The organism is Pseudomonas sp. Hz4, assembly GCF_054898165.1.
The window spans coordinates 3780106-3793710 of record NZ_CM142719.1 but is presented as its reverse complement, the minus strand read 5'-3'; the positions used below and the strand labels follow the sequence as shown (position 1 = coordinate 3793710).

Annotated in this window: 12 protein-coding genes and 1 pseudogene; 12 read left to right on the top strand and 1 reads right to left on the bottom strand. The window is 53.5% G+C overall.

Annotated features, from left to right (window positions below; all coding sequences use genetic code 11):
- Position 1: 1 nt before the first annotated feature.
- Positions 2-1525, bottom strand: coding sequence for an O-antigen ligase family protein (locus ACYZTR_RS17245; RefSeq protein ID WP_461972772.1), 1524 nt, complete (start codon positions 1523-1525; stop codon positions 2-4).
- Between the two features lie 93 nt (positions 1526-1618).
- On the opposite strand from ACYZTR_RS17245, the gene ACYZTR_RS17240 reads away from it, so the two are divergent.
- The 12 genes and pseudogenes from ACYZTR_RS17240 to ACYZTR_RS17185 all read left to right on the top strand — a co-directional run bounded on the left by ACYZTR_RS17240 (position 1619) and on the right by ACYZTR_RS17185 (position 13598).
- The gene (locus ACYZTR_RS17240; RefSeq protein ID WP_461972771.1) at positions 1619-2995 is read left to right on the top strand and encodes an oligosaccharide flippase family protein; all 1377 of its coding nucleotides are present in this window, start codon (positions 1619-1621) and stop codon (positions 2993-2995) included.
- Positions 2996-3135: 140 nt separating this feature from the next.
- Positions 3136-3330 carry a hypothetical protein gene (locus tag ACYZTR_RS17235; RefSeq protein WP_461972769.1) on the top strand — a complete coding sequence of 65 codons (195 nt, stop codon included), beginning with the start codon at positions 3136-3138 and terminating at the stop codon, positions 3328-3330.
- Positions 3327-4793 (top strand): FAD-dependent oxidoreductase, encoded by a 1467-nt coding sequence (locus ACYZTR_RS17230; protein ID WP_461972767.1) that lies wholly within the window; start codon positions 3327-3329, stop codon positions 4791-4793. Before ACYZTR_RS17235 ends, ACYZTR_RS17230 begins: the two co-directional genes overlap by 4 nt.
- A gap of 133 nt (positions 4794-4926) precedes the next feature.
- A complete protein-coding gene (locus ACYZTR_RS17225) occupies positions 4927-5544 on the top strand; it encodes an acyltransferase (protein ID WP_461972766.1) in 618 nt (205 codons plus the stop codon).
- On the top strand, positions 5537-6493 hold the full coding sequence (locus ACYZTR_RS17220) for a glycosyltransferase family 2 protein (protein ID WP_461972764.1): 957 nt from the start codon (positions 5537-5539) through the stop codon (positions 6491-6493). Before ACYZTR_RS17225 ends, ACYZTR_RS17220 begins: the two co-directional genes overlap by 8 nt.
- 8 nt (positions 6494-6501) lie before the next feature.
- Entirely contained in the window at positions 6502-7026 is a 525-nt protein-coding gene (locus ACYZTR_RS17215) for a serine O-acetyltransferase (protein WP_461972763.1), read from the top strand.
- Positions 7027-7069: 43 nt separating this feature from the next.
- Complete coding sequence (locus tag ACYZTR_RS17210; RefSeq protein ID WP_461972761.1) at positions 7070-8047, top strand: glycosyltransferase family 2 protein; 978 nt, start codon at positions 7070-7072, stop codon at positions 8045-8047.
- A gap of 7 nt (positions 8048-8054) precedes the next feature.
- Complete coding sequence (locus ACYZTR_RS17205; protein ID WP_461972759.1) at positions 8055-8990, top strand: DUF535 family protein; 936 nt, start codon at positions 8055-8057, stop codon at positions 8988-8990.
- A 75-nt stretch (positions 8991-9065) separates the two neighbouring features.
- Positions 9066-10268, top strand: coding sequence for a glycosyltransferase family 4 protein (locus ACYZTR_RS17200; RefSeq protein ID WP_461972757.1), 1203 nt, complete (start codon positions 9066-9068; stop codon positions 10266-10268).
- Entirely contained in the window at positions 10265-11452 is a 1188-nt protein-coding gene (locus ACYZTR_RS17195) for a glycosyltransferase family 2 protein (protein WP_461972755.1), read from the top strand. Before ACYZTR_RS17200 ends, ACYZTR_RS17195 begins: the two co-directional genes overlap by 4 nt.
- Entirely contained in the window at positions 11452-12186 is a 735-nt protein-coding gene (locus ACYZTR_RS17190) for a WecB/TagA/CpsF family glycosyltransferase (RefSeq protein ID WP_461972754.1), read from the top strand. Before ACYZTR_RS17195 ends, ACYZTR_RS17190 begins: the two co-directional genes overlap by 1 nt.
- Positions 12187-12457: 271 nt before the next feature.
- Positions 12458-13598 (top strand): annotated as a pseudogene (locus ACYZTR_RS17185) (hypothetical protein).
- Positions 13599-13605 lie beyond the last annotated feature (7 nt).

Below are 13605 nucleotides of genomic sequence, written 5' to 3'. Positions count from 1 at the left end.
ATTACCTGAGTTGAAGGTTGGCACTCGCAGAGACTGCAGTTGAGGTGTGCTTGAGCCTGCGCGCCATCTGAGCATAGGCAACTCCCAGCCCAGCCACCGACCAATACACCACGGGGATCACCGAGATACTGCTGACGGTAACGATGGTGACCAGGATCCCGGCCAATGTCGCCAGAAGTGCACGTCCGAGTCGGCGTGCCTCATCGTCTTTGTTGGGGAACGAACGCATCCCCTTGCGGATGCCCTGCAGAACGCTGACGAAAAAAACCACGAAAAGCGTCAAACCAATCAAACCGAACGACAGCGCTACGCCGATATAGGTGTTCACGATATCGATGATCCCCTGGCCCTGAGTCAAGGACTGCATTTCCGGTGTGCTGCGGTAATCGAAAGAACCCAGCCAAGGGTTGCGCTGAATAACGATCACTGCGTTATCAATCAAGCGCTGCCGGTAGGTAATATTTTCTACTTCCACCGTGCCGATAAACGGTAGCAGATCAAGCACTTTTTGCCCGCCCGGCACGACGGCCAGCAAGGGAAGGGCGAGCACCCCGGCGGCCGCCAGCAGCATCAGGCGTTTGACCGCTTTACGGCCGGTGCCGATGAACACGACGATCATGGCGGCTGCACCGACCCAGGGCCCACGCGACAGCGGCACGTACAGACCACCAGCGAGCAACAACGCGCCGAAGCTGCGCTGCAATTTGCTACGTACATTCTCCTGCAAGTACAGGTAAAAGCCGATGGCCACGCTGATGACGAACCCCAGCGCAATGGCTTGGCCGGTGGTGGCGCTGGCGCGTAATGAGCCACCACGACTCAAGTAGCCGGGATCCCATTGCATGCCCATGGCGTTGACCACCGCGCTGTACAGCTGCCAGTGCTTGGAATATTCGAAGAGACCTATAAGCGACAGCACCATGGCGGCGAGTACAAAACCGAACAGAGCGTCCTTGAAGTCGCTGAGGCTCTTTAGCGCCCGACTGGCAACGTAGTAAGGCAAAAAAACTTCGATGAACAGGTAGAGCGTTTGGCGCAACGTGTCGGTGACCGTGGTGTCACGCAGGTAAAGCAGGCTCGTCAGCACGATGTTGGCGGCTAACAGCTTGTCAGGCCAGGTGCGCCCGAAAGGGACCGTGTCTGCTCGCCTGCGCAGAGCGAAAAAAGCCGGAAGCAACACACACAGTGCCAGTAGACGAACATGGTTCAGGGCAAAAAAATAGTTGATCAGGCCGAAGCCAGGAATCTCCACTGGGGACGGCGGGATGAGAAACAGCAGTAGGAAAAATAGCGCCACGGGATTGCGTTCGCTTTTTCGTGCGAAGGTCAAAACGATCGCGGCAATGCCCGCGTACACCCAAAAACTGTGCGAAACAAAGGCCAGTAGCGTCAATACGAACCACAGATTGCGCCGACGAGTGAAATTACGGTCGGGAATCAGGTCCGCTGCTGGTCGACGTGCCATGGCAAAAACGACGCCAGCAAGGACCAGAATGACGATTAACGCGCGAAAGTGCTCAGGCATGGATGATTGGACTTATTGATTGAAGCGACGGCTAGTGGAATGGCAAAACGCGACTATAGTACCTTTTGAGCCATTGGGTCCGGGGTTGATGTTATGTCGTTAGTTGATTTATCGCCAACGCTCAGCCTTCGTAAGCGAGCGATCTCTGCTGGGGCATGGAATCTGGGGGCGCTGGTTACGTCTCAAGCCATTCGCTTGGGTGGCAACCTGGTAATGGCCCGTCTGCTGATGCCGGAAATGTTCGGCATCATGATGATCGCCATCACCGTTTCGCTGGTTCTGCACTTGCTTTCCGACGTCGGCTTGCGCCAGAACATTATTCAGAGCCCGCGTGGCGACGATCCGGTGTTTCTCAATACCATCTGGACCGTGCAGATCGTGCGCGGCTTTATCCTTTTTGCTTCGACACTTCTCCTCGCGGCTCTCGCCTGGTTTGCACAGACCCACAATCTGTGGGCGGTCAATTCCACCTACGCCGCACCCGAGTTGCCGCTGGTGTTGGCCGTGACCAGTTTCTCGGCAATCATCACTGGTTTTCAGTCGACGAAAATCGACCTGGCAGTGCGCGCTTTCCAGCAAAAGAAAGTGGTACTCGCCGAGTTTGCGTCCCAGCTCACCGGGCTGTTGGTGATGCTGGGCATCGGTTACTTCACCAGGTCCATCTGGTCACTGGTGGCTGCGGGTCTGGTCTCAGCGATGGTCAGCACGCTGGTGGGGCATCTCTGGTTTGAGGGCCCGCCTAACCGTCTGCAGTGGGAACGTTCTGCGCTCAAGGAATTAGTCGGCTTCGGCCGTTGGATACTGTTGTCGTCGGCTGTGGGCGTATTGGCCATGTACGGTGATCGTGTCTGGTTCGGCGGCAGCATGACGGCCAGCGAACTGGGCGTTTACTCCATTGCCGTGCTGATTTTGGGAGCTGTCCAGCTTGGGATGCAAAAGATATTCGGGGCCGTGGCCTTACCGGCCTTCAGTGAGGCCTCAAGAACTAATGACCCCGTACGGCTCCTGGCTTTGTACTACCGCTTGAAATTGATGTTGGATCTTGCCTGTCTGTTTCTATGTGGACTGTTCTTGACTGGCAGTCCACTGCTCATCAGCGTTTTGTACGATGAGCGTTACGCCCAGGCCGGCAACATGATGGCCATTCTTTCACTCTCTTTTTTCACAATGCGCTACATGCTGGCGCATCAGGTCTGGATTGCCTTGGGGCACACAAAATACCAGGCCATGGATAACATTATTCGCGTGGTCTCGTTGTGGGTGCTGCTGCCTCTGCTGCTGGCGATTGGCGGAGTCGAATATGCGATTTGGGGTGCTGCCCTGTATACGTTTCCTACGCTTATCCTGGTTTTTTATGTCAATTGTCTTCTGGGGCTGTTCAATCTCAAGCGTGAACTGGTAGTGCTGCCAATGCTGGCGGTGGGGGCTTTGTGTGGGGAGTTGTTGACGAGTATTGCTAGCTGGCTTTGATTTGATCTATTTCTCTTGATGTTTCCAAAGCTGTGGCACAGCGTCGCCATTGAGGTGTTGATGGTGGTCGCCAAAAAAATGTGACCTTGATGTGCAACTGAAATTTCCAGCGTAATCTCGATGTCGTGGAGCTTTGAATCATGAGAGAAACTGATTTGAATACCTCTGTGATGGACCGCAGAGGCTTCCTCCAGGCTTTTGCTCTGTTGAGTCTTGGGGGGCTCATGTTTGGATTTTCCAAAGCCGTTGCCCGGCCTTCTGCTGCTAAATCCGAGTTTGTTGTCATCAACGGATGGGTGCTGCCTGCCCAGCATTTTCGGCAAACACAAGCATGATCAAAGACTACCAATCGCAGAAAGAGCTCCGCGACCACTATGACGTCTGCATCATCGGTGGGGGCCCAGCCGGCATTACGCTGGCCTTGCGTTTAGCCGGTAATGGTCGGCGTGTAGTGCTTGTCGAGGGCGGTGGGCACGAGTACTCACCGGCCTCGCAGAACCTTTATAAGGTCTCCTCGTCAGGCCTCGAGGTCTACGCTCAGGAAACACGCCTGCGCTTTCTTGGCGGGACTTCCAATCACTGGGCCGGGCGATGCCGTCCATTTGAACAGTCGGACTTTACCGTAGGCCCTCCGGTGCACGTGCCCGGTTGGCCCATCGCGTTTTCCGAGATCGAGCGCAATCTGTCGGCGGCCATGGATATTGTAGATCTTGCGCCGCACTCCGGATTCAAGGCTATCAATGCGACTTTGGACGGCACCGAATTTGACGCTGATCGTTTCCTGCTAAGCCCGCCGACGCGATTTGCACAGAAATATGCCAAGGCACTTAATGAGACCGAGGGGCTGGATGTCTTCATCAATTGCAATTGCGTCGATCTTGAGTTCGACAGCAAGACCGGCCGCATAGCAACGATAGTCGTCTCGGACTACGAGTTGCATCGAGAGCGAGTCACGGCAAAACAATTCATTTTGGCGACAGGCGCAATCGAGAATGCCAGGCACCTGCTCAACAGTGAGTCCCTGGCAGCTGGCGGTATCGTAAGCAAGGATGGTTTCGTCGGTAAATGCTTCATGGAGCACCTGAACGTCGATCTGGGTGCCTTCATCCTGAAAGACGGGCAGGGTACAGATGCTCGACAGTACTTCACGACCGATGCATTCGTGATGGCGCACGGGTCGGGTAAAGGGAATGTGACGGCCTCGCTTGTAGCTGAAGTGAAATCCTATGGGCGAATGGCTGCCATCAAGAGCTTTTTCGAGAATCTCGCCTGCGAGATGGGTGCGGAGCACAAGATTGAATTTATTGCCAAGTTCGATTGCCCTGGGGATGGGGTGCTCGGCACGCTGATCGAGCAGTTTCCCAACCCCAATAGCCGTATTTCATTGCTCGACGAACGAGATGCGTTGGGGGTGAGGAAGGTAAACGTTCATTGGGAACTAAGCCCCGAAGACAGAAATACCGTCAAGTCCATCGGGCTCGAAGTGGCGAAGTGTTTTGCTGACACAGGGCTGGGCTTTGTCAAGTTGGAAGAGTGCGTGTATGACGTCAATGTGCCACTGAAGGTCAATCCCCATGCTCATCATATGGGGACCACACGCATGGCGACGTCGCCTGAGTTTGGCGTGGTCGACGAGAACTGCAAAGTGTTCGGTGTCGAGAATCTATACGTTGCGGGCAGCAGTGTTTTCGCTACAGGCGGTGCCTGTAACCCCACGATGCCTCTTTTGCAGCTTGCTTTAAGGCTGGCGGATTATCTTAACCATCAAATGGGGCCCGTGCTGGGCAGGTATTCCTGAGAGGGAGCATTTGTGGATTTTTTGAGTGTTGAATTTCAGGGAGGCGTCTACGCTTAGGGTAGTGGTAATCAAGAATCAGGGTGTATCTAACCTTGGCACAGATGTATATCGCTGAATTATTGAGGCTGACAGGATGATTGGTCTACTAAAGCGCACTATTGCTCATATTGCCAAAACAACGGGGCGTGGAACCTCGCTCTATAAAAAATTCTGTAAACCGGACGGGTATGAATGGGCTAATCACCTGGCTCGATGGGGGTCTCTGCACTCTGTCGGTAAAGGCGTATGGATCAATCTTGGGTGCAACATAACGGACCCTACGCTAGTACGACTCGGAAATAATATAGCTTTATCTGATTGCACACTGTTCGGCCACGATGGCATAGTCGGCTTGCTCGATGTGCGCTTTGGTACGAAACTTGACTCCGTCGGCCCTATCGATATACGTGATAATTGTTTTATCGGTTATGGCGCTATCATCATGCCACGTGTGACTATTGGTCCGGATTCAATTGTTGCAGCCGGTGCAGTAGTGGTGAAAGATGTTCCGCCTGGGGTCGTGGTTGGGGGTAATCCCGCCAAGGTTATTTGTACGCTGGAAGATCTGTTGGCAAAAGTCGAAGAGCGTTGCGCCACTTATCCGTGGATTGACCTCATCAGGCAACGCAGCGGACTATTCGATCCGGAATTTGAACCGAAACTTAAAGCAATGAGAGTGCAACATTTTTTTGGCGAGCAGCCCAATGGTTAGTGCTCCCCTTGACGTGTTGGTCGTTAATTACAATACAGCGGCTCTGTTGCAACCGATGTTTAATGCGTTACGCCAGTCTAATAGTGTGGGTCGCACGCGCTATTTGGTGGTGGACAATGCCTCTGCCGATAATTCGCTGGAGTGTCTGGCAACTATTTGTCCTGAGGCGTTGCAACTGGCCAATGAAAATAATGTTGGCTTTGGGCGTGCCAACAATCAATTGGTTGAACACCTGCAGGGCAAGTATGCGTTGCTCCTCAATACCGATGCCTTCGTTGCTGCGGATACGCTGAGCAAGACCCTCGACTATATGGAGGCTCATCCTGATTGTGGTGTCCTGGGCGTTCGGTTGGTTGGGCGAGAGGGAGATTTGCAACCCTCCTGCCGCTATTTTCCGACGCCGTTAAATGTCTTCCTCTCGCGCACAGGGCTTGAGCGCTTTTTCCCTGTGGTGAAGAGGGTCGACGACATGGCCTGGGATCATGCTTCGGTGCGTGAGTGCGACTGGGTGCCCGGGTGCTATTACCTGATCCGCCGTGAAGTCATCGACCAGGTCGGCTTGTTCGATCCGCGCTACTTCCTTTATTTCGAGGAGATAGATCACTGTAAGCGCGTTAAACAGGCGGGTTGGAAGGTGGTTTACTACCCGCATACCACGGTGGTGCATATCGGCGGTGAAAGTGCCAAGTCTGTTGCCAAACTCAGTGCGATTTGTCACCAGCTCCCCACATTACAAATCGAAAGTGAGCTTTTGTACTTCCGCAAGCATCACGGTCTAGTGGGTTTGGCCTCACATATGGTGTTGGTGAGTCTGGGTGATCTGATTTTGGCGCTCAAGGCGCTATTGAAAGGCCACGGCTGGGCTGCCATAGGGGCGTGTTGGCAGCATGCTTGTGTGACCTGGGCGTTGCTGCGTGATACCAAACTCGCTAGCCAACCCACACGGTAGAGCAATTTATGTTCGAAAACATACGTGCTGACTTGCGTGCCTACGCGGGAGATTGGGGGGCTCAGGGGTTTTGGGTGATGGTGGTTTATCGCTTTGGGCGCTGGCGCTACGGTGTGCGCCCAGCGCTGTTGCGTAAATTGCTCTCCTTTATATACAAAGTGCTCTTCAAACTGGTGCAGATCGTCACGGGTATCGAGCTGCCGTGTGAGGTTGTGATCGGGCGTAACTTCGTCATCGATCATTTCGGTGGAATCGTGATCAGCGGCTATGCGCAGTTTGGCGATGATTGCCGTATTCGCAATGGCGTCGTCGTGGGACTTAAGAATGTGAATGAGCCGATTGCCCCGGTGGTGGGTAACAATGTTGATATCGGTTCAGGGGCCAAGGTGCTGGGCAATATCCGCATTGGTAACAATGTCGTGATTGGTGCCAATGCTGTGGTGCTGACCGATGTGCCAGACGACTCGGTGGCAGTGGGTGTGCCTGCGACTATCAAGAAAAGGAAGTACGCAGACGCGAGGGAATGCTCATGAGTCAACGGATGGATTCCTTCAATTGCGTCGCTGAGTGAACGCCATGGCTACGGGTATGGGTGTCGTTGTTATCGGTCGCAATGAAGGACCACGTCTGGAACGTTGCCTGGCTTCACTGGTCGGTGCGGCGCAGAAGGTCGTTTATGTCGACTCTGGATCAACGGATGGTTCAGTGCAGATGGCCTTGGCGCTTGGGGTCGAGGTGGTCGAGTTGGATATGACGATTCCGTTTACGGCTGCGCGCGCGCGCAATGAAGGATTTGCCTGCGTGCAACGCTTATTGCCGGCGATGCGTTATGTGCAGTTTGTCGATGGTGATTGCGAGGTTGTCGGTGGCTGGCTGCCCCAGGCACAGGCCTTTCTTGATACACATCCTGACGTTGCGGTGGTTTGTGGACGGCGCCGCGAACGTTTTCCACAGCTCTCGATTTACAACTTGCTGTGTGATCTCGAATGGGATACGCCGGTAGGTGAGGCCATGGCATGTGGTGGCGATGCGCTGATGCGGGCTGACGCCTTCGCCGAAGCGTCCGGGTTTCGACCGGAACTTATTGCCGGGGAAGAGCCTGAATTGTGTGTGCGTCTGCGTGGGAATGGATGGAAGGTCTGGCGTCTGGGTGAGGAAATGACTTTGCACGATGCCACCATGACCCGGTTCGGCCAATGGTGGCAGCGTACTCTGCGCGGTGGTTATGCCTTTGCCGAGGGCGCATTTTTGCATGGGGCCGCACCGGAGCAGCATTGGTTACGTGAGTCGCGCCGTGCCTGGTTCTGGGGATTGGGTGTCCCGCTGGCGACTGTTATCGCGAGTTTGATGTTGGAGTGGTTTGGGCTGCTTCTGCTGCTGGTCTATCCATTGCAGGTCGTGCGCTTGGCCCGCAGGGGCGTTAGATCCACGCGCGAAAACTGGCTGCGGGCTTTCTTTCTCGTGCTGGGGAAATTTCCCGAAATGCTCGGGCAAGTCAAGTTTCTTTTGAACAGATTCGGCGCCGGCAAGACGGCGTTGATCGAATACAAGTGAGACTGCAATGAATAATTGGGTGATATTAAAAAGTGTATTGTTTTTACATGCAGGGTATTCGTTAAGGGCGTTGAACAATAAGTTTAAGATGCTGATTTTGATTATAAAAAACTGGTCTGAGCTAAAATTGTTTTTCTGGCGCATGTCGAGCGCTCTGGGGAAGTCCGGTGTTGAGAAGTTGGGCAGGGATTGTGTGGGTGTTGTTCATTGGCCCTACATCAGTAGAAGCTGGAGTTCTCAGCATAAACTTAGCGTATTAGCCTCGCATTACGAAGTCGTCAGCAAAAGTTGCCCGCAGCTGTTGCTGTTGGGGCGAAATGACAGTTTGATATTAAGTGATTTATCGGCGTTCGCTGCGGGTTGTTCCTTGGTTCTGGATCGTCCAGTATGGTTTATGCGTGAAGGGGAGCTGGTGCTGAACCTGTTTCAGGGAGATTTGCGTATTGCATCAATAGCATTCACCTTGTGTCGCACGGACACTGAGTTGTGTATTTTTATCGGTGCAGTTCAAGGAATACACAAAGGCGTGGAGAGTGATCGGTCCTTGAGTATTTATAGGGACCTGACAAAAGATTTTGAAGGTCTTCGGCCAAGAAGTTTTCTGATTGAAGTGATTAAATATATTGCAATCAATATTGGTGTTGGGAGGATTTATGCGGTAGGGGATGGGTATCGTCATCATCGTCATCCGTACTTCGGCGCTGAAAAAGCTAAAGAGCTTGCTGCCAATTATGATTTGATCTGGCTGGAACATGGAGCGACTCCGTCAGAGCGCGAAGATTTTTTTGAAATCCCCATGGTCCTGTCCAAAAAGGCGCTTGAAAGTATTCCTTCAAAAAAACGCGCGATGTACCGCAGACGTTACGAACTTTTAGATGATACTTTTAAAAAGATAGACAGCGTATTGATAGGCAGTTATAGCAGCCACCGTGTTGCGAGTTGATGTTCCTGGTACCTGTACTGCTGTGGGATTACCTGCAGTAATAATCCACCGCAACGACAACTAAGCTTGGTTCCTATGCGTATCGCTTATTTCATCAATCAATACCCCAAGGTCAGCCATAGCTTCATTCGTCGCGAGATTCTGGCGTTAGAGCGTCAGGGCTTTGTGGTGCAGCGCATTGCTCTGCGTGGCTGGGATGCCGAGTTGGTGGATGCCGAGGACGTGTCCGAACGCAGTAAAACGTGTTATGTGCTGCAGGGCGGAGTCAAAGGCCTGTTAGTGCCTGCGCTGCAGGTGCTGCGCGCCCAGCCGCGACGGTTTTTTTCGGCGCTGTGGCTGGCGCTACGCATGGGCCGGCGTGCCGATCGCCCCTGGCCGTACCATTTAATCTATTTGCTTGAGGCATGTCGCGTGCTGTCTTGGTTGCAGGTGTTCGGCGCCGAGCATGTGCACGCGCATTTCGGCACTAACTCAACCGAGGTGGTGATGCTGGCCAATGCACTCGGCGGGCCAGCGTACAGCTTTACCGTGCACGGCCCGGAAGAGTTCGACAAACCGCAGTTTATTCATTTGGGCGAGAAAGTCCGGCGCGCGGCTTTTGTCGCGGCGATCAGTTCTTATGGGCGCAGCCAGCTGTATCGCTGGGTAGCTCATGCGCATTGGCCAAGGGTAAAGGTGGTGCACTGTGGGCTGGAGCGGGCGTTTCACGATGTGCCGGCCGTTGCCGTGCCATCCGCGCCGCGGTTGGTTTGCGTCGGTCGTTTGTGTGAGCAGAAGGGCCAACTGTTGCTGCTTGAGGCCGCCCGCATCCTGGCAGCGCAAAACGTGGAGTTCGAGATAGTACTGGCCGGCGATGGGGAAATGCGTGCGCAAATCGAAGCCCTGATTGCACGGCATGGCTTGCAGGCGCGGGTGCGAATTACCGGCTGGATCAGTAGCGAACAGGTGCGCGCGGAAATTCTTGCGGCGCGGGCCTTGGTGTTGCCGAGCTTCGCCGAGGGCTTGCCGGTGGTCATCATGGAAGCCATGGCGTTGCGCCGACCCGTACTGACGAGTTATGTGGCGGGCATTCCCGAGTTAGTGCGTCAGGGTGAGAACGGTTGGTTGTTTCCCGCTGGAGCGGTGGATGAGTTGGCGGCGGCGCTGGCGGACTGCCTCGCGCAACCTGTCGAGGTGTTGCAGCGGATGGGCGAGGCGGCTTATCAGAGAGTGCTGGAGCGCCACGACATCGATACCGAAGCGGCCAAATTGGCTAATTTGTTTAAGGCGCAAGCATGATCACGTTATTTGATTGGCTGTTCAGCTCACTGCTGATACTCATCGTCCTGCCGGTGTTGGTGCTGTTTGTGCAGGTGCTGATGGCCTGTCTGCCTGCACGGTCGCGCTCGTCGGCGCAAGGATCGCGACCGCGGGTGGCGGTGTTGATACCGGCAAACAATGAATCCTCGATCATAGTCGCGACGTTAAATAGCATTCGGCCGCAGTTGCTTTTGGGTGATCGCCTATTGGTGGTGGCGGATAACTGTTCTGATGACACGGCCGCGCTGGCCCGCACGGCAGGCGCCGAGGTGGTGGAGCGAAGCAATGATCAGCAGCGTGGCAAGGGTTATGCGCTGGACTGTGGGGTGCGTCATTTGGCGAGCGATGCGCCGGACGTCATGATTATTATCGATGCCGATTGCCAGGTGGCTGAGGGTTCTATTGAGCGTTTGGCAATCTGTTGCATCGACTCAGGGCGGCCAGTGCAAGCACTTAATTTGATGCGTGCTCCAGCAGGTTCGGGGCTAAAAGTGCGGCTTGCCGAGTTTGCCTGGTGTGTGAAGAATCGGGTACGGCCGCAGGGTTGGACCCGGCTTGGTTTGCCCTGTCAGTTAATGGGTACGGGAATGGCTTTCGTCTGGCAGGATCTGACTTTGATCAATTTAGCCAGTGGCCACATCGTTGAAGATTTGAAGATGGGCCTGGATTTCTGTCGAAGCGGCAAGCCGCCTTTGTTTTGCCCCGATGCTCTGGTGATCAGTTATTTTCCGCGAAGCGATGACGGCTTAATTGCCCAGCGTACGCGCTGGGAACATGGTCATCTGGGGGTCATTCTGGGTGATGCGCCAAAGCTGGTAGTGGAGTCGATTGCCCGGCGTAACTGGAGCCTGCTGGCTATGACGGTGGATTTATGGGTCCCTCCGTTGGCGTTACTGACTTTGGTATTGGGGGCGTTTTTTACCCTGTCATGGCTAGTATTTATATTCGGTGGAGCGTTGGCGCCAGCATTGATAGCTTCTGTTGGGCTGGCAATATTGAGCGTGACTATCTTGTTGGCATGGAGCCAATTTGGTCGCGAGATCATCTCTTTTTCGGCCTTGTTGTATGCGCCGTTCTACGCGGTGAAGAAAATTCCCCTGTACATAGGCTTTGTGCTTAAGCGCCAAGTTGAATGGGTGCGTTCGAAGCGAGATGACACTTAATGCGCACTTTGGCTTGGCAGCACAACTGGCAAACGATTATCCAGAAACTCAGGGTGGTCAGTGATGTGGGTGATGAACAACGATTGATTGATGCGTTATCCAAGACTGAGTCGACGACGGTGCTTGGATTCGTCAATGCCCAAGCCATGAACTTGGTGGCGGGCAACACCGAATACTATGAAACGCTGTCGGCTGCTGACGTGTTATTACGGGATGGCTCCGGCATGGCCATCCTGTTTCGTCGATTCGGCTTAGAGCCGGGGCTGAATATGAATGGCACAGATTTCATCCCCAAATTACTGGCAGCGTTCAAGGGCCGGCGCGTGGCTTTCTGGGGGACTGAAGAGCCCTTTCTCGCCAATGCGGTGCAGCGTAGCGAAGCGACATTTGCGGTAAATATCGTCTCTGCTCACCATGGTTTTGCTGAGGTGGATGCCTACCTCAACCTTGCCCGGCAGTTGCAGCCAGAATTGGTGGTGCTGGGGATGGGCATGCCCAAGCAAGAAGCTGTTGCTGCCAGGTTAGCCGCCAGCGGCGTGCCATGTCTGGTCGTGTGCGGCGGGGCGATTCTGGATTTTCTCGGCGGCAAGGTGACTCGTGCTCCGCAATGGGTGCGTCGTCTCGGTTGTGAGTGGGTGTTCAGGCTAATAGGTGAGCCAAAGCGATTATTCAGTCGCTATGTGGTGGGTAATCCGATGTTCTTGTTGCGCACATTGATCTATAGGGATTCCTGACGTTACGGGTATTTGGCGCCTGACTGGCGCCATAAAAAACACGGCTGGACTATCTTGCAAAACTCCGGCGTTACACCTTTACTCAGGTTGGAATTATCGACTTGACGGGTGTGTTTGGGGGCGTTTTCTTCATTAAGATTGGCGTCAACAAAATGTTGTCGAACAATCTTGATTTTGAAAATGTACTCAACTGTCGAGCTTTCATTTCGAGTAGTTAGGTTATTGATTTGTAAACTAAAATGGCCCTTCCTTGAATTGTGCTGATAACCACATGAAAAAATACATAACAGCATTCATACGTAAGTTAATATCTCCTTCAATTCGCTTTGAGCTAAGGAAAGCTGCCGCCTGGCTGCGAGATATACTTGGGAGGGTATGTTGGGCGTTGGGAAGTTGCCAGGTTCAAACTGCGAGAGGACAGCACCCATGTCATTCTCTATGTGGGCAGGAAAACACAGCGGGAATTTGTGAAGGTTCTACTGGGCGCTGAATCTCAAGCGGTTGATAGCCCGTTGAAGTTGGATAACTCAGACCGGACGGTGTGGGTCAGTGAAATGCCGACCTTGGGAGCATTGTATGTGCCTCAATATTTGAGTGCTGTCGTGCCGCTGAGCAGGTCAATTGAGGATATTACCGCCAGATACAATACCGAGTTACGTCGAAATCTGCGCAAGAATCGACTGCGCTATCGTATGAAACAGGCCTTGAACGATGACGAAATTGAAATCGCAGATCGGGAAATGCTTAAGCCCTATGCCAGCGCAAGGCATGGAGCAGCCGCCTCTCAAATTGAATCGAATGAGGTTCAAAGGGTGGCAAAAAATGTCGGACGGCTCGATCTAGTTCTGTTGGAGGATGAAATTGTTGCATGCCATCTTGGGTGCGTAATTACCAGGGCAGGAAAACGCTACTGGAGCACAGTCCGTTTCGGTTATCCCGATGTTGTATTTTCAGATGCTAAGAAGTTACGTGAGATTAACTCGATTACCACGTTCATGGCGCTTGAGTGGGCAATAGAAAATGGTTTTGACTATTATGATATCGGAACTTGTCTGGCACGCCCGGACGACGGACTTCTCGAGTGGAAAAGACGGCGTGGCGGTGATGTAGATACGCTGGGCAACCACGGCTATTTATTTGTTCGACTGCCCAAGGTGGGCGCAGCCCAGTTTCTTTGGGAAACGCCTCTATTTGCTGTCGAAGGCAAAATGCTGACACTTCATCTTGGGTTGCCGGACGGACCAAGTGATGAGGAGGTTGCGGGTCGATATCGTGAAATGGGTTTTGGTGGACTATTCAAAATATACCTTCATTGTTCCAGAAAGCCTGGAGAGGTGCTTCTCGACACCTTGCGCAGCCGCTACACGCATCTGACGTTACCCCCTGTCCTGGAAACTATTGTATCCACCTGAATAGGTT

What these genes read in the sequence shown, in the direction of transcription:
- ACYZTR_RS17200 (WP_461972757.1), top strand. Translation starts at nt 9,066, where the DNA reads ATGCGTATCGCTTATTTCATCAATCAATACCCCAAGGTCAGCCATAGC.
- ACYZTR_RS17220 (WP_461972764.1), top strand. Translation starts at nt 5,537, where the DNA reads ATGGTTAGTGCTCCCCTTGACGTGTTGGTCGTTAATTACAATACAGCG.
- ACYZTR_RS17245 (WP_461972772.1), bottom strand. Translation starts at nt 1,525, where the DNA reads ATGCCTGAGCACTTTCGCGCGTTAATCGTCATTCTGGTCCTTGCTGGC.
- ACYZTR_RS17210 (WP_461972761.1), top strand. Translation starts at nt 7,070, where the DNA reads ATGGCTACGGGTATGGGTGTCGTTGTTATCGGTCGCAATGAAGGACCA.
- ACYZTR_RS17215 (WP_461972763.1), top strand. Translation starts at nt 6,502, where the DNA reads ATGTTCGAAAACATACGTGCTGACTTGCGTGCCTACGCGGGAGATTGG.
- ACYZTR_RS17235 (WP_461972769.1), top strand. Translation starts at nt 3,136, where the DNA reads ATGAGAGAAACTGATTTGAATACCTCTGTGATGGACCGCAGAGGCTTC.
- ACYZTR_RS17225 (WP_461972766.1), top strand. Translation starts at nt 4,927, where the DNA reads ATGATTGGTCTACTAAAGCGCACTATTGCTCATATTGCCAAAACAACG.
- ACYZTR_RS17190 (WP_461972754.1), top strand. Translation starts at nt 11,452, where the DNA reads ATGCGCACTTTGGCTTGGCAGCACAACTGGCAAACGATTATCCAGAAA.
- ACYZTR_RS17195 (WP_461972755.1), top strand. Translation starts at nt 10,265, where the DNA reads ATGATCACGTTATTTGATTGGCTGTTCAGCTCACTGCTGATACTCATC.
- ACYZTR_RS17205 (WP_461972759.1), top strand. Translation starts at nt 8,055, where the DNA reads ATGAATAATTGGGTGATATTAAAAAGTGTATTGTTTTTACATGCAGGG.
- ACYZTR_RS17230 (WP_461972767.1), top strand. Translation starts at nt 3,327, where the DNA reads ATGATCAAAGACTACCAATCGCAGAAAGAGCTCCGCGACCACTATGAC.
- ACYZTR_RS17240 (WP_461972771.1), top strand. Translation starts at nt 1,619, where the DNA reads ATGTCGTTAGTTGATTTATCGCCAACGCTCAGCCTTCGTAAGCGAGCG.